The organism is Pseudomonas sp. G.S.17 (genome assembly GCF_038096165.1).
Lineage (GTDB): Bacteria > Pseudomonadota > Gammaproteobacteria > Pseudomonadales > Pseudomonadaceae > Aquipseudomonas.
This window is the reverse complement of the sequence record NZ_CP151076.1, coordinates 3,956,906-3,971,349: the sequence shown is the minus strand read 5'-3', so window position 1 is coordinate 3,971,349 and position 14,444 is coordinate 3,956,906. Positions and strand designations below refer to the sequence as shown.

General features: G+C 59.9%; 13 protein-coding genes and 1 pseudogene. 10 read left to right on the top strand and 4 right to left on the bottom strand.

Annotated features, from left to right (window positions below; translation table 11 throughout):
• Positions 1-372: 372 nt before the first annotated feature.
• Entirely contained in the window at positions 373-1,431 is a 1,059-nt protein-coding gene (locus AABC73_RS18695) for a patatin-like phospholipase family protein (protein ID WP_341520443.1), read from the bottom strand.
• Positions 1,432-1,611: 180 nt separating this feature from the next.
• Between AABC73_RS18695 and AABC73_RS18690 the strand changes: the two genes are divergently transcribed.
• The 6 genes from AABC73_RS18690 (at position 1,612) to AABC73_RS18665 (ending at position 7,758) form a co-directional block, all read left to right on the top strand.
• Positions 1,612-1,890 carry a hypothetical protein gene (locus tag AABC73_RS18690; protein ID WP_020289290.1) on the top strand — a complete coding sequence of 93 codons (279 nt, stop codon included), beginning with the start codon at positions 1,612-1,614 and terminating at the stop codon, positions 1,888-1,890.
• A gap of 286 nt (positions 1,891-2,176) precedes the next feature.
• Positions 2,177-3,094 (top strand): MoxR family ATPase, encoded by a 918-nt coding sequence (locus AABC73_RS18685; RefSeq protein ID WP_047575775.1) that lies wholly within the window; start codon positions 2,177-2,179, stop codon positions 3,092-3,094.
• Positions 3,064-4,047 carry a DUF58 domain-containing protein gene (locus tag AABC73_RS18680; protein ID WP_341520442.1) on the top strand — a complete coding sequence of 328 codons (984 nt, stop codon included), beginning with the start codon at positions 3,064-3,066 and terminating at the stop codon, positions 4,045-4,047. The genes AABC73_RS18685 and AABC73_RS18680 overlap by 31 nt, the downstream gene beginning before the upstream one ends.
• The gene (locus tag AABC73_RS18675) at positions 4,044-6,047 is read left to right on the top strand and encodes a DUF3488 and transglutaminase-like domain-containing protein (RefSeq protein ID WP_341520441.1); all 2,004 of its coding nucleotides are present in this window, start codon (positions 4,044-4,046) and stop codon (positions 6,045-6,047) included. The genes AABC73_RS18680 and AABC73_RS18675 overlap by 4 nt, the downstream gene beginning before the upstream one ends.
• Before the next feature lie 19 nt (positions 6,048-6,066).
• Positions 6,067-6,840 (top strand): CHAD domain-containing protein, encoded by a 774-nt coding sequence (locus AABC73_RS18670; RefSeq protein WP_341520440.1) that lies wholly within the window; start codon positions 6,067-6,069, stop codon positions 6,838-6,840.
• Positions 6,841-6,963: 123 nt separating this feature from the next.
• Positions 6,964-7,758, top strand: a complete 795-nt coding sequence (locus AABC73_RS18665; RefSeq protein WP_341520439.1) for a thioesterase family protein — start codon at positions 6,964-6,966, stop codon at positions 7,756-7,758.
• A gap of 180 nt (positions 7,759-7,938) precedes the next feature.
• Here AABC73_RS18665 and AABC73_RS18660 read toward each other — a convergent pair.
• The 3 genes and pseudogenes from AABC73_RS18660 to AABC73_RS18650 form a co-directional block, all read right to left on the bottom strand.
• Positions 7,939-8,148: pseudogene (locus AABC73_RS18660) on the bottom strand (terminase); the annotation flags it as partial.
• 104 nt (positions 8,149-8,252) lie between these two features.
• Entirely contained in the window at positions 8,253-9,734 is a 1,482-nt protein-coding gene (locus AABC73_RS18655) for a methyl-accepting chemotaxis protein (protein WP_341520438.1), read from the bottom strand.
• A gap of 98 nt (positions 9,735-9,832) precedes the next feature.
• Positions 9,833-10,651, bottom strand: a complete 819-nt coding sequence (locus AABC73_RS18650) for a TatD family hydrolase (RefSeq protein WP_065834580.1) — start codon at positions 10,649-10,651, stop codon at positions 9,833-9,835.
• 191 nt (positions 10,652-10,842) lie between these two features.
• Here AABC73_RS18650 and AABC73_RS18645 point away from each other — a divergent pair, with 191 nt between their 5' ends.
• From AABC73_RS18645 to greB, 4 genes are all read left to right on the top strand, one after another.
• Complete coding sequence (locus AABC73_RS18645; protein ID WP_341520437.1) at positions 10,843-12,267, top strand: transglycosylase SLT domain-containing protein; 1,425 nt, start codon at positions 10,843-10,845, stop codon at positions 12,265-12,267.
• A 96-nt stretch (positions 12,268-12,363) separates the two neighbouring features.
• Positions 12,364-12,798, top strand: a complete 435-nt coding sequence (locus AABC73_RS18640) for a DoxX family protein (protein ID WP_341520436.1) — start codon at positions 12,364-12,366, stop codon at positions 12,796-12,798.
• Positions 12,799-13,603: 805 nt separating this feature from the next.
• Positions 13,604-13,912, top strand: a complete 309-nt coding sequence (locus AABC73_RS18635) for a class I SAM-dependent methyltransferase (RefSeq protein ID WP_341520435.1) — start codon at positions 13,604-13,606, stop codon at positions 13,910-13,912.
• Positions 13,913-13,947: 35 nt separating this feature from the next.
• Positions 13,948-14,421, top strand: a complete 474-nt coding sequence (gene greB / locus AABC73_RS18630) for a transcription elongation factor GreB (protein ID WP_341520434.1) — start codon at positions 13,948-13,950, stop codon at positions 14,419-14,421.
• The last annotated feature ends 23 nt before the right edge of the window (positions 14,422-14,444 follow it).

Here is a 14,444-nt window from a genome sequence, read left to right as displayed (position 1 = left end):
GAGGAGGCCAGTCCATCCGCAGCAGATCCGTCGTTTTGGGTATCGGTTGCGGGAGGTTTGACCAACACGGCCTGGTGGGAGCGAGCTTGCTCGCGAATCGATTTCACATTCTGTATAGGCGTCGCCTGACCTGACGCTTTCGTGAGCAAGCTCGCTCCCACACAGTTGGAATACGGTCATCCCGTAGGACCGGCTTCAGCCGGGAGGAAGCCAGTCCATCCGCAGCAGATCCGTCGTTTTGGGTATCGGTTGCGGGAGGTTTGACCAACACGGCCTGGTGGGAGCGAGCTTGCTCGCGAATCGATTTCACATTCTGTATAGGCGTCGCCTGACCTGACGCTTTCGCGAGCAAGCTCGCTCCCACAGGTCTGTTTAGCGCCTATGCTCCGCCTCATACCGATCCAGCGTATCGCTGGCGATCTCGCGGCCCAGAGCGATGAGTTCCGGGGCCTTGTAGAACTCGAAAAACCGGCACACCCGCTTGGGAACGTTGATCAGGATGTCCGGCGGATAACCGGCGATCTTGTATTGCGCCAGCGAGGTCTGCATGACTTCGAAGCTCTGGTTGATCAGATCCAGCAGCGATGCCGGGCCGACGTTATCGATGATGACCGAACCGGTAGCGGATTTCGGCGCGCTCTCGCCCTGAGGCGCCGCAGCCGGTTGTTGCCCTTGCGGATCGGCCGAGTCTTCGCCCAGCCATGGGTTGGCAATGGTCGCCGAGCGGGACTTGAGGCTGTCCTGCTCCAGGCGCAGGACGTCACCGCCCGCAGTATCCAGCTTGCGGCGGAACGGCAGGCGCGATCCCAGCGAGCTGATCAGGCTGTCGAAACGTTTTTTCACCGCCGGCGGACGTTCGATGACCGGCAACTGGTAATGCCCCTGATTGGTGGAGTTCAGGTTCACTGCGACAATCAGATCACAATGGCTGGACACCACCGGCACAATTGGCAGCGGGTTGAGCAAACCGCCGTCCACCAGCATGCGTCCGTCCTGCATGACCGGCGTGAACAAACTGGGGATAGCCGCCGAGGCCCGCATCGCCTGATGCAGGCAGCCTTCCTGAAACCAGATTTCCTGCTGGTTGGTCAGGTCGGTGGCCACCGCCGTGTAAGGTATGCGCAGGTCTTCGATATTGATTTCGCCGACGATTTCCCGGATCTGGCCGAAAACCTTCTCACCGCGTATGGCACCGAGGCGGAAGCTGACGTCCACCAGCCGCAACACATCCAGATAATCCAGGCTCTCGATCCACGCGCGGTATTGCTGCAACTTGCCCGCTGCGTAGATGCCGCCGACCACCGCCCCCATGGAGCAGCCGGCGATACACGCGATGTCGTAGCCGCGCCGCTCCAATTCTTCGATGACACCGATATGCGCATAACCGCGTGCGCCGCCGGAGCCGAGTACCAAAGCGATGCGTTTTTTCATGTCGGGCTCCTGAAGTTGGCACACCATACGCGCAAATAGGCATGATCGTGCTTCCCGGGCAGCCTGTGAAGACTTGTCGCAGGTAAAAAACAGTTACTCTTGCTGCCCGGCTCCACGGCACTTTTAAACGCCCGGACCGTCCAACTCGCACATTCGATTCTTATTCCCGAGGTAACACCGATGAAAGCCTGGATCTGCCTGCCATTATTAGCTCTGGTTTTAACAGGTTGCGCCGGCAAAACCGGGTACCGCGACAGCTGCGCCACGCAACTGGATTCGGCCTGGCACGAGCTGGACCTGGCCAAGGCCGAAGGCTTCGCCGGAACCGTCAGCTATTCCAAAGCCCTGTCATTGTTGACCGGCGCCAAGACCCAGCAGCAATTTGAAGCCTTCGAAGGTTGCACCAGCAAGGCCGAGAAAGCACGCTTCTACATCCGTGAGTCCCGCGCCGGGCGATAAGTCTTTTCAGTTCGCTCCGTCACCGTAGGAGCGAATTTATTCGCGAAGCAATGTTTCAGGCGCTGAGTCTCTGTTGGATGTGTCGGCCCTTCGCGAATAAATTCGCTCCTGCGGATTGGGATTTTACGCCTGGCTTTCCCCGCCGCACGGCATGCAAACGCTTCATCTCCAAGCTTTTCCCTCCCCGCTCTGGCGAAACGACCTACGCTGACCTTAAAGTGGCTGCATATATTGCGTCGTTCGCAAGCCAATGGGTCAGAGGCAGTCGCCTGGAGAGTGTTTTTCTATGGGCAGGAAACTCGATGAGTGCCTCAACGCCATCAATGAGGTGGTGCTAGGCAAGGAACCGCAAGTCCGACTGGCCATGACGTGCCTGCTCGGCGGTGGTCATTTATTGATTGAAGATTTGCCCGGCATGGGCAAGACCACGCTCAGCCATACCTTGGCCAAGGTGTTGGGCTTAAGCTTCCAGCGCATTCAATTCACCTCTGATCTGCTGCCTGGCGACATTCTCGGCACATCGGTATTTGATCGCGACAGCGGGCAGTTCACCTTTCATCCGGGGCCGATCTTCGCCGAACTGGTGCTGGCCGACGAAATCAATCGCGCCACGCCAAAAAGCCAGAGCGCCTTGCTCGAAGCCATGGAAGAAGGGCAGGTGACCATCGAGGGCGCCACGCGGCTGCTGCCCGATCCTTTTTTTGTGATTGCGACCCAGAACCCGTTCAGTCAGGGCGGCACCTTTGCCTTGCCGGAATCGCAACTGGATCGCTTCCTCATGCGGCTTTCCCTGGGTTATCCCGCCAAATCGGCGGAAAAAGCCTTGCTCATGGGCGAATCGCGCCGGGATTTGCTGCCGCGCCTGCAACCGCTGCTCAACCATGCCGAGCTGGCGTTGTTGCAGGCGCAGGCGCGGCAGGTGCGGGCCAGCGATGCGTTGGTGGATTACGTGTTGCGGCTGGTGGATGCCACGCGCAGTCAGCCGCAATTCGCCTACGGGCTTTCTCCCCGCGCCAGTCTGGCAATTCTGTCGGCGGCACGGGCCTGGGCGCTGTTGATCGGTCGCGACTATGTGATTCCCGAAGACGTGCAGGCCGTGCTGCCCTCGGTCGTTGGCCACCGTTTGCGCGAGCGATCCGAATCGACCGGGCATGGCAGCGGGGCGCTGGTCCAGTGGCTATTGCGCGAGGTGCCGGTGCTTTGATCGAACAGCTCAAACCGATCTGGCAACGCTGGCTGTCCCGGCGAATTCCCCCGGCGCCACGCGTCACCCTTGATCACCGGCGCATCTTCATCATGCCCACGCGCACCGGGGGTACGTTCGCGCTGGTGCTGTTTTTGATGCTGCTGGTCGCCATCAACTACCAGAACAGTCTGGCGTATGGCCTGACGTTCCTGCTGATGTCCATGAGTGTGCTGGGCATTTTGCACACTTACCGCAACGTCAGCGGGCTGATTCTCAGCGCCGGAGTGGCACGCTCGGTGTTCGTCGGTGAGGCCGTGCATTTGCGCTTGCGGCTGGAAAGCGCCGGGCACAGTCGGCAAGCCATTGCCGTGGGCTGGGACGCCAGCCAGTTGCAGAAAGTCGATGTCATGGCCGACGGTCTTGTCGAGATTGAGCTGACCTTGCCTGCGGAAAATCGCGGCTGGTTGCGCGCGCCGCGACTGCGGGTCGAAAGCGTATTCCCCTTGAGCCTGCTGCGCGCGTGGAGCTGGCTTGACCTGGAACAGACCGCGTTGGTTTTTCCTCGGCCGATCGGCGGAGCGATGCCGCTGCTCAAGGGCGTTCAGCCTCACGCCGACGATGAGGGTGAGGCGACTCAGCGACCGGGCGTGGATGATTATCACGGCCTGCGGCCTTATCAGCCTGGCGACAATCGCCGGCGCATGCACTGGAAGGCCTGGTCCCGTGGGCAAGGTCTGCTGGTCAAGGATTTCACTGACTTGAGCGGCCACGACCTGTGCCTGGATTTCATGGCGCTGGGCGGTGATATCGAAGATCGCTTGTCGCGGCTGTGCTATTGGGTGGTGATCCTGTCCCAACGTCATCAGCCGTTTGCGTTGCGCTTGCCGGGGTTTTTCTCGCCGCCGGACAGTGGCGAAGTACACCGCGAAACTTGCCTGCGCGCCCTCGCGTTGTACGGTAGTCAGCCATGAGCGCAGATTCCGGCCTGAGCCTGCCTATTCCTCGGGGCAGCCTGATGTGGTTGCTGCTGGCGCAGGCGTTGGTGATCGTGCCGTTCATTACCCATGTGCCCTGGTCGATCCTGGGTCTGTGGCTGGCGTGCAGCCTGTGGCGCGTGCAGATTTTCCGCATGCGCGTCCGCCCTCCCGGAACCTGGGTCAAGTCGGGCTTGCTGGTGGGCACGGCGGGCGGCGTGTATCTGGCCCGAGGCAGTCTGGTCGGACTGGATGCCGGCGCGGCACTACTGATTGCCGCGTTCATCCTGAAGATGCTGGAAATGCGCACTCGTCGTGATGCGCTGGTGCTGATCTTTCTCGGCTTTTTCTGCGTGGTGGTGGGTTATCTGTTTGAAGACAGCCTGCTGTGGGCGGCATTCACGCTGTTGCCGGTCAGTACGCTGCTGGCAGCCTTGATCGGTTTGCAGCAGACCGATGCGCCGGGCAACCCCGTCAATAGCCTCAAGCTGGCGCTCAAATTGCTGCTGCAAGCGGTGCCTTTGATGCTGGTGCTGTTTTTGTTCTTCCCCCGGCTGGAGCCGCTGTGGTCGTTGCCGCAACCGAGCAACAAGGCGATGACCGGGCTTTCCGATAGCATGGCACCGGGGGATATCGCCGAACTGAGCAAATCCGCCGCGCTGGTCTTTCGTGCCAGTTTCGACGGCGCGATACCGGCGCGCAATCAGTTGTACTGGCGCTCGTTGACCCTTGAGCAGTTCGACGGTCGGCGCTGGTCCCAGACCGGGCGCGCGCAAACGGTACAGCTACCGCAATGGCAAAAACATGGCGAAACCGTAAGTTACAGCATCGTCATGGAGCCCAGCGGGCGTCCCTGGCTGTCGACCCTGGACGTCGGCGAGAGCAGCCTGCCGGACGTGCGCCAGATGAGTGACTTCCGCCTGCAACGCCGCCGCCCGGTGGAGCAGTCGTTGCTGTACAGCGTCAATTCCTGGCCGGACGCGACCCGCGATGGGCAGCTCAGCGAAAATATCCAGCGCCAGGATCTGCAACTTCCGCCCAAGGGCAATCCCCAGGCGCGGCAATGGGCCAGCGATCTGCTGCGCAACCATCCCAAACCCGACGCGCTGGTTGACGCCATGCTCGGTTACTTCAGCCGTGAGTCTTTTCATTACACCCTCAAGCCGCCGACGCTGGGGCCGGAGAGCATCGACAGTTTTCTGTTCGACAGTCGCCGTGGGTTCTGTGCCCATTACGCCGGTGCCATGACCTTCGTGCTGCGCGCGGCAGGAATTCCGGCGCGGGTAGTGGCGGGCTATCAGGGCGGCGAACTGAACCCCGACGGCAATTACCTGACCGTGCGCCAGTTTGACGCGCACGCGTGGGTCGAATACTGGCAGCCGGGCATTGGCTGGCGCAGCGTTGATCCGACCGCAGCGGTGGCGCCGCAACGTATCGAACAAGGGCTGGAGCAGGCGCTGGCCGCCGACGAGGCGTTTCTCGAAGATTCGCCCATGTCGGCGCTGCGCTATCGCAACGTGCCGTGGATCAATGGCCTGCGCTTGAGTTGGGATAACTTGAACTACGGCTGGCAGCGTTGGGTCCTTGGTTATCAAGGGCAACAACAGCTGCAAGTGTTCAACCGCTGGTTCTCCGGGCTGGAAGCTCCGGCGTTTATTGGCGCGGCCGGATTGGTGCTGGCGTTGGTTGCGCTGTGGATTTTCAAGCCATGGCAGCGTGAAAGCGACTCGCAACTGCGTCTGTTCAACGCGTTCGAGCGCTTGCTGGCGCGGCGCGGATTACGGCGCATGCCCGGCGAAGGGGTGCAGGAATTCGCCCGGCGTGCCGGGTTGTCGCTTCCCGAACACGCGGAGCTGATCCAAGCCTTTTGCGAGGAATTTCAGGCGCAGCGCTACGCGGGCCGTACGACCTCGGCCGCTGAGCTGCGTCGCTGTTTGAAACGTTTGCGGCGTCGTTTGCCCTGGCGTCTGTCGGCGGCCAAGGGTATCAGTGAGTAAACCGAATAAGGATCAAGATATGTCATCGATGGTCGACCATCTGGTCGCAGAGATTTTAACCCTCGACATCAAATTGCTTGCCTGCCACGCGCGACTTACGGCTTCCACTGACAGCGAAGCGCTGCACGATTTGCGTACCACGGTGCGTCGACTACGCAGCTTGCTGCGCCCGTTGCGCGGACTGTCGGGTGTCGAGCAGCTGGAAGAGGCGGCCAAAGCGGTAGGTCAACTGACCACGCCGCTGCGGGACATGGAAGTGCTGGCCGCACACCTCGCCGAACTGGGGATGACCGAAGCGGCGCGCTGGCGTACCGATCAAGTCAGCCAGGCTTATCAGCGCGTAGCTGAATCGACGGAACTCAATCGACTGTTTGGCATGCTTGATCAATTTCCGGGTTTCATTCGCGTCCAGCAGCGCCAGAAGCTGTTGAGTGGCTTGCGTCAAAGCATCGAAAAGCGCATCGACAAACAATGGAAAAAGCTCAGCGAAGCCATGGCCGATCCTGCCCATGACCGACATCGTCTGCGTTTGCTGATCAAACGGGTGCGCTACGCCGCTGAAGCTTACCCGCAACTCAGTCATCAGTCGGCCAAGACCCAGGCGTGCCTGAAGGATGCTCAAGGGACATTGGGCAACTGGCACGATCACCTGCAATGGCTGGCGCAGGCCGGGCAGCAACGGGATCTGGCCCCCTGCATTGCCGGCTGGCATCTGGGCATCGTGCGCGCGGAGAAAAAGGCCGACGTATCACTCAAACGTCTGGCGAAGGCGTGCTTCAACGGCAAGTCCTGAGCAGCTGTTGACGAACCTCTTTTGCAATCACCCCGCAGAAATGGCGGATATGGAGCCTGCACGCCGATCAACAGCTGGTTAAGATCGTTGCAGATTTCAGATCCTTCATTTTTGGTGGTGAGCATGAACTTTTCCGAGTTGGTCAACGCAGTCAACGATAACCCGCTGTCTGTCACGATCCCGGCCGAGTGGGGGCAGGGAAGGGCGTGTTTTGGTGGCCTGATGGCCGCTTTGCAATACGAAGCCATGCGCGCCAGGGTCCCGGAAAACCGGCCGGTACGCTCCCTGGCAATCACCTTCGTCGGGCCTGCGGAGCCGGATGTGCCGATCTCGTTCGAAGTCGAAGTCCTGCGTGAAGGCAAGGCGGTCAGCCAGGTGCTGGGTCGCGCCATGCAAAACGGCCAGGTCATGACGCTGATGCAAGGCAGCTTCGGTGCGCCGCGCGAGTCGGTGATTGCCGTGCAGGCCGATCCGGCGCCAAACCTCAAACCCTTCGCAGAATGCCCTCAGCTGCCCTTTATCAGCGGCGTGATGCCTGAGTATTTGCGTTTCATGGACATGCGTTGGGGCTTGGGCGGGATGCCATTCAGCAACACGCCTTCGCCTGCCATCGGTGGGTATGTGCGCTTTCGCGAAGTCGAAGAAGGGCGTCTCACCGAGGCGCATCTGTTGGCCTTGGTCGACACCTGGCCGCCAGCGCTGCTGCCGCATTTGAGCAAACCGGCCCCGGGCAGTTCGCTGACCTGGACCATCGAATTCGTCCAGCCGCTACCGCAGTTGAGCATTCATGACTGGTGCACGTATCGCGCAGTGATCGAACATGCCCGTGATGGCTATGGCCACACTGCCGCAATGCTCTGGTCGCCAGCCGGCGAGTTGGTGGCGATCAGTCGGCAGACGGTGACGGTGTTTGGGTAGGAGACTTGTTGGGGGCGCGCGCTCGTGTGTAGGAGGGAATTTATTCCCGAAGGCGTTGCAGCGGGCGCAGCAGATATATCGCCTGCCACAAAGCCTTCGCGGGCAAGCCTCGCTCCAACGGGCCTGCTGCCAATACCTTCCCGGATGAATCCGGTCCCACGGGATTCAAACCATTCAACACCCGTGCCGCTGAATCCCCAACCCGGCAATCAAACCGATCACGCCAATTGCCAGTGACGAAAAGCTGCAGGAAATCAGGCCGTCGACGATCAGCAGCGCCGCAAGGATAAACAGCGGCCGCGCGAGGACATTCAGCACAAGGTTGGCTGGAGGGCGGTGATTATCGGCGTGCCATTGCCACGTGTGGAGATTGGAAAGTCGCTTGGTCATTACTGCTGTCCTCTTCACTGCATCAAATCGATACCTGAAGCGTAGGCCTGACTCGCGAATGCAGCGAATCAAGCCTGACTATCGGTGCAATAGGGCCGTTGCCGTTACAGCTTGAGTTGACCGATGGCCTTGCTCAGCTCACCGGCCAGGGTCGCGAGCTCGCTACTGGTGGTGGCGGAATCCACGGTCTGGTTCACAGTGCGTTCAGTCACATCACGAATGCTGACCACGGCGCGATTCATGTCTTCGGCAACCTGACTTTGCTGCTGCGCGGCGACGGCGATCTGCGTGTTGCTCTCGCGCATCTGCGCAACCGCGCCGGCGATAGCGGCGAGTGCATCGCCGGCTTCCTGAGCCTGCTGCACGCATTCGTCCGCCTTGAAGGAGCTGTCCTGCATGAAATCCACCGCGTCGCGAGTCCCAGCCTGCAACGCGGAAACCATGGTGGTGATTTCATCGGTGGAGGTCTGCACGCGCTTGGCCAGGTTGCGCACTTCATCTGCGACGACGGCAAAGCCACGGCCCATTTCACCGGCCCGTGCGGCCTCGATGGCCGCGTTGAGCGCCAACAGGTTGGTCTGTTCGGCAATGCTGTGAATCACGCCGACCACGCCGTTGATCTTCTGACTGTCTTCGGCCAGGCGCTGAATCATCTCGGCGGTTTGCTGCACGCCGGTGGACAAACCTGCGATAGACAATTGAACCCGTTCGACCACGGCCTTGCCGCCGCCAGCCAGGGTGTCGGCAGTCTGCGACTGATCGCGCGTGGTGCTGGCGTGTTGGGCAATGTGATAAACGGTGGCGGACATCTCGTTGATCGCGGTGGCGACCTGATCGGTTTCACTCTGCTGGCCGAGCATGCCGTGGCGCACGTCATTCATGCCGGCCGCTAGATGCGCAGCGCCCTGATCCAGACGTGCAGCGGTCTGGGCAACGGTGTTGACCACGCGTTGATAACCGGCCTGCATCGCGTTGAAGGCCTTGGCCATCTGACCCACTTCATCATCGCCAGTCAGCGGCACGCGCGCCGACAGATCGCCGCTTTTCTCCACGTGCAGCATGACGTCCTTGAGGGTGTTGAGCTGGCTGAGCAGGAAGCGAATCAGCAACTGCGACGCGCAGAGCATGGCCAGCATCAGGACAAATACGGCAATGGCGTAGTTGACGAAGCGAGCTTCCAGGACTTGCGTCAGGCTTGGCGCGAAGGCCAGGAGCGCGACGCGCTGCCCGTCAGCACGCGCCACGACCTGAGCGCCGATCAGGGTATTTTCATCCGCCGACGGTTGCAGGTTCAGCTCGACCCAGCCTGTGCCGCTGGCCAGTTGCGGCAATGACTGATCCTTGAATTTCGGGGTTTGGCCCTGAGGAATGACCAACACATCGCTGCCAGCGGGAACCGCTTGTGCGGCGGGCCACGAACCGATCAGTCGCGCTTGCGCCTGGGCGGACTGACGAGCGCCATCGACGCGTGCCTGTTGTTCGAGTTGCGAGGCATAGACCACCAGCAACAGCGTGGTAATGAAAGCGACCGCGTTCACGGCCCAGAACTTGTACTTCAGCGAAAGGTTGCTAAGCCAGGTGCCCATAAGAGGTCTTCTTTGGTTAGTCGTGGGTAGACGTGCGGCAAGGTGCCACCATGATGAGCCAATGTTCAGAGAATATGTTGATTTGGGTCAAGCGCACGTCAGACGTGAGCGTCCGCAAGCTCGGGCAAGTCGAAAAAAGTGCGTGCGCAGCGGCTGCTGTGGGCGGCCAGGTCTTCCTCGGTTTCGCCCCGATGCAGAGCCACTTCGCGCAACACTTCGGGCAGGTAGGCCGGTTCGTTGCGGCCATTTTTCGGCTTGGGTCGCAAGGTACGCGGCAGCAGGTACGGCGCATCGCTTTCCAGCATCAAACGACCACGGGGAATGTCGCGGACCAGCGGATGCAGGTGCGTACCACGGCGCTCATCGCAGATCCAGCCGGTGATGCCGATGTGCAGATCAAGGTCCAGATAGCTGAACAATGCTCGTTGTTCGCCGGTAAAACAATGCACGACAGCGGCGGGAAGACGGTCGCGATAGTCGCGCAGAATCTCCAGCAGACGCTGGCTGGCGTCGCGTTCGTGAAGAAATACGGGCAATTGCAATTCGACCGCCAACGCCAGATGCGCCTCCAGGACTTTTTCCTGTTGCGGGCGTGGGGAGAAATCGCGATTGAAATCCAGACCGCATTCGCCGACGGCGCGCACGCGATTTTCTTTGAGCAGGGCACGCAACTGTTGCTCGGTATCGGTGGTCCAATCGCTCGCTGAATGGGGATGAATTCCCGCAGTGCTGAACAGGTGCCTGGCATCTTCATCCAGTTCGTGACAGAGCTGCAAAGCCTGTTCGCTGCCCTCGATACTGGTGCCGGTAACGACCAGTTGACAGACGCCCGCGGCATAGGCTCGATCGAGAACCGCCTGTCGTTGCGAGGCGAAGCTGGGATTTGTCAGATTGACGCCGATGTCGATGAGTTGCATGGTGCTACCTCAAGCCGGAGACCGCTGAGGATATCAGAGCTTCGGTAATTAATAAGAAACCCAGTCAATTCAACTGATTGAGCGCTGTTATTCAGTCCGGTTGATAGATTCGACATCAGTCGCGCTAAGCCCGTGCCTGTAATTCCCCCGTTTTTTCCATGCTATTGAACCGGCATTTCCCTGGAGAGTGAATGATCCGAGCCTTGATTGTCCCCGTGGTTTTTCTGTTGACCTTGGCACCGTTCCCGGCGAACGCGCGTCAGGCTGGTCCGCAACTGGTGCAGCACAAAACCCAGGTCCGGGACCTGGCCGCTATCCGCAGCAGCAAGGTGTTGCGCGTGCTGGTCAACCAGAGCCGCAACAGTTCCGGCGATGTGCAGGGCGAAGAGATCGGCGTCGAATATCACCGTCTCCAGGCCTTCGAGAAATACCTCAACAGTCATTCCCGCGACGGCCAGCAGATCACCTTCAAAATCATTCCCAAAGCCAAGACTCAGTTGCTCAGCGCATTGCGACGCGGCGAGGGCGATCTGGTTGCGCCGGGTGAACTGCTCGATGCCACGGGCGTGAAGGGCATCGAGGCCAGCGCGCCCATCGTCAGCCAGGTGCCGTTGGTGCTGATCGGAGTCAAGGGCGAGCGCGGCTTCAAACATGTGGAGCAACTGTCCGGCCGCACCTTGAGTCTGTCGGCGGGCAGTGCGGCCGATGAAGCGGTGCACCAGTTGAACCAGCGCCTGGCGTTGCGCAAGCTGCCGCCGGTGAAGATCGAGTGGGTTGATCCGAGTCTGGCGGTGGAAGATGTGCTGGAAATGGTCCAGGCGGGCATCTTTCACCTGACCGTAGTCGAGCAGCCGATTGCCGAGCGCTGGGTGCGGGTCATGCCGAAACTGCGCGTCGACCGGGCGTTGACCCTGAGCACCGGCAGCGACATGAACTGGTACGTGCGCCAGGACGCGTCGGTGTTGCACGCCACGATCGACAGCTTCCTCAAAACCTATCGTGCGCCCGCCAACCAGGACGTTGCGTTCCAGAAGGCCTATAAAAATCTTTATCGCGTACACAATCCTCTGGCCCGCGCAGATCGCCAGCGTCTGGAAGAACTGCGCCCGATGTTGCAGCGTCACGCAGATGCTCAGGGCATGGACTGGCTGAATCTGGCGGCCCTGGCATTCAAGGAATCAGCGCTGGATCCGGGTGCCAAAGGCAGCGGCGGCGCCACCGGCCTGCTGCAGATCACGCCATCGGCCGCGCAACGGGTCGGCGTGGGTAATATCCAGACAGCCGACAATAATGTTCAGGCCGGGGCCAAATACCTTGCGTTGATCCGCCGCAAGTTTTTTGCCGGCCCCAGGTTCAATGAGCGCGAACGCATGGCCTTTACCCTGGCCGCGTACAACCTTGGTCCGGAGCGTGTGCAGGGCATGCGTCTCGAGGCCAAGCGGCGTGGCTTGAATCCGGATCAATGGTTTTTCCAGACTGAGCGCGTGGCGATGGAACAGGCTGGAATGGGCGTGGTGAGCTACGTTAATAGTGTGAACAAATATTATCTGGCGTTTGATCGCGAGCGCGACTCTCTGGAAGACACCCGACCCGGAAAGCTGACAGTCAGGAAGTGATCGAAGTTACTGATAGGTATGATGGGTTTTATGCGCTTATCATATGAGCATATCCGATTATGATGGCGCCATTACTTCACTAATGGAATGAGCAGCATGAGCCCTCTGATCAAAGCAGTTTTCACTACCCGTGCCGGTTACGGTCTGACCATCGTGCGTATCCTGGTCGGCATCATTTTTATCGCTCACGGCAGCCAGAAGCTGTTCGGCGCATTTGGCGGCTACGGCCTGGAAGGCACCGGACAATACATGGCCAGCCTGGGTCTGAACCCTGGTTATCTGATGGCGTTGCTGTCGGGCAGCGCGGAGTTCTTCGGCGGCCTGGGCCTGGTGATAGGTCTGTTGGCCCGCCCGGCTGCGGTAGTGCTTGCGCTGACGCTGGTGGTGGCGATTTTCTCGGTGCATATCAGTCACGGGTTGTTCATGGCCAACAACGGTTATGAGTTTGCCTTGGCGTTGCTCGGCGGCGTGATTGCGGTATTGATCGAGGGTGCGGGCAAGGCGTCGGTGGATCGGGCTATCGGTGATTGATTGGCTCCCGTCCTGTGCGGACCGCATTCCACCTGTGTCGCGGATAAATTCGCTGCTACAGGGGAATGCGTACATATCTGTTGTTGCGGTAACGGCGGCTTAGGGTTGCGCCCTTACGGCGCCTCACTTTCGAAAAGCGCGAAAGTAACCAAACGCTCTTGCCCCACCACTCGGTCCCTCGCTTTGGCTCGGCATGCCCGTCATCCGACATTGATTTGGAGGGCCGCCGCAAAGGGCCATCCCTGGCCCAGTGCGGCTAAACCGGCGTCCTGCCGGTTTACCCTCCAAATCAACATCGAATTCCGGCCAGCGTGGTTTGACGGGGCGGTGTGGACCGTATCTCAACTGTAGGAGCGAATTTATTCGCGAGGTTTAACGGCGGCGACACAGATCTACGCCGTGAGCGCTGGCCTCCTTGTGGGGAGCTTGCTCGCGAAGGAAGTCAACGATGACGCGTGCTGTCTGGATAAACCCGGTTTCCGTTCGTTTTTCGCGAGCAAGCTCGCTCCCACAGAAACATGGCTGCTCCTGCTATTGATCGAACCCCAACCCGCCATTCCCCAACAGATATATCCCCGATCAACAAAACCGGCAGAGACGCCCCGAACGATGGCATTTGACAATTAGCTGGCGGCTTCTCTACGATGCTGCTCATGCGCCGATTTAAACAACTACTTGCGGGGCGCCAGGTAAGCATGATGCTTGCCGATAGAAGTCTCAGGACTTCGAAATACCGCTAAAGCGTTGGTTCGGTGTTGCCTCTCACCGCTGCCCAGCGGATTTATTGAGGCTGAGACATGACATCATGACCCGTCTGCATCCCGTTGTTCGCATTTCCCCCATCGCCACTCAGTTCGCGCGTAAAAATCCAAAGATCCTCTTGGGCGGTTCCCATCAACCGACATTGCTGCGTTACCTGGATGGCTGGCCACGACGTAATGGCGGGCCGCATGCATTCCTGATCCAGTTCGTCGACACCCTGCAATCCCTCGCGCAGTTCAAGGACGATCAATTCGATCTGGCGGTGTTGCAAGCGCCGGATGCCGAGCATGCCGAAGAGGTGATTCGCAATCTGACGCGTATTGCGCGGCAAGGATTGATTACTCGCTGCTGAGTTGCATTTGCCAATGAGACAGTGAGACCCGCCTGTTGAGCACCAACATCATCACGAAGGAAGGCCATGAAGCTCTGAAACAGGAGCTGGATTACCTGTGGCGGGAGAAGCGGCCGGACACCACGCGCAAGGTGACGTGGGCGGCGTCACTGGGCGATCGCAGTGAAAACGCCGACTACCAATACAACAAGAAACTGCTGCGGGAAATCGACCGCAGGGTTCGCTATCTGCGCAAGCGTCTTGAGGACGTGCGCGTGGTTGCCTACTCGCCGGAGCAGGAAGGTCGGGTGTTTTTCGGCGCCTGGGTCGAGATCGAAAATGACGCGGGGGAGATCAAGAAATTCCGCGTGGTGGGTTACGACGAGATCTACGGTCGCAACGATTACATTTCCATCGACTCACCGATGGCGCGCGCGCTGCTGAAGAAAGAAGAGGGCGATGAAACCGTGGTGCAGACGCCGAATGGCGAGATGGTGTGGTGGATCAATAGCATCACCTATCCCGGCTGATGGCTGCCTCGCTGATTAACCCG

Excerpts from the sequence above, each read along its gene's own strand:
- AABC73_RS18645 (WP_341520437.1), top strand. The coding sequence starts at position 10,843 with ATGATCCGAGCCTTGATTGTCCCCGTGGTTTTTCTGTTGACCTTGGCA.
- AABC73_RS18670 (WP_341520440.1), top strand. The coding sequence starts at position 6,067 with ATGTCATCGATGGTCGACCATCTGGTCGCAGAGATTTTAACCCTCGAC.
- AABC73_RS18640 (WP_341520436.1), top strand. The coding sequence starts at position 12,364 with ATGAGCCCTCTGATCAAAGCAGTTTTCACTACCCGTGCCGGTTACGGT.
- AABC73_RS18635 (WP_341520435.1), top strand. The coding sequence starts at position 13,604 with ATGACCCGTCTGCATCCCGTTGTTCGCATTTCCCCCATCGCCACTCAG.
- AABC73_RS18690 (WP_020289290.1), top strand. The coding sequence starts at position 1,612 with ATGAAAGCCTGGATCTGCCTGCCATTATTAGCTCTGGTTTTAACAGGT.
- AABC73_RS18685 (WP_047575775.1), top strand. The coding sequence starts at position 2,177 with ATGGGCAGGAAACTCGATGAGTGCCTCAACGCCATCAATGAGGTGGTG.
- AABC73_RS18675 (WP_341520441.1), top strand. The coding sequence starts at position 4,044 with ATGAGCGCAGATTCCGGCCTGAGCCTGCCTATTCCTCGGGGCAGCCTG.
- AABC73_RS18650 (WP_065834580.1), bottom strand. The coding sequence starts at position 10,651 with ATGCAACTCATCGACATCGGCGTCAATCTGACAAATCCCAGCTTCGCC.
- AABC73_RS18665 (WP_341520439.1), top strand. The coding sequence starts at position 6,964 with ATGAACTTTTCCGAGTTGGTCAACGCAGTCAACGATAACCCGCTGTCT.
- AABC73_RS18655 (WP_341520438.1), bottom strand. The coding sequence starts at position 9,734 with ATGGGCACCTGGCTTAGCAACCTTTCGCTGAAGTACAAGTTCTGGGCC.
- AABC73_RS18695 (WP_341520443.1), bottom strand. The coding sequence starts at position 1,431 with ATGAAAAAACGCATCGCTTTGGTACTCGGCTCCGGCGGCGCACGCGGT.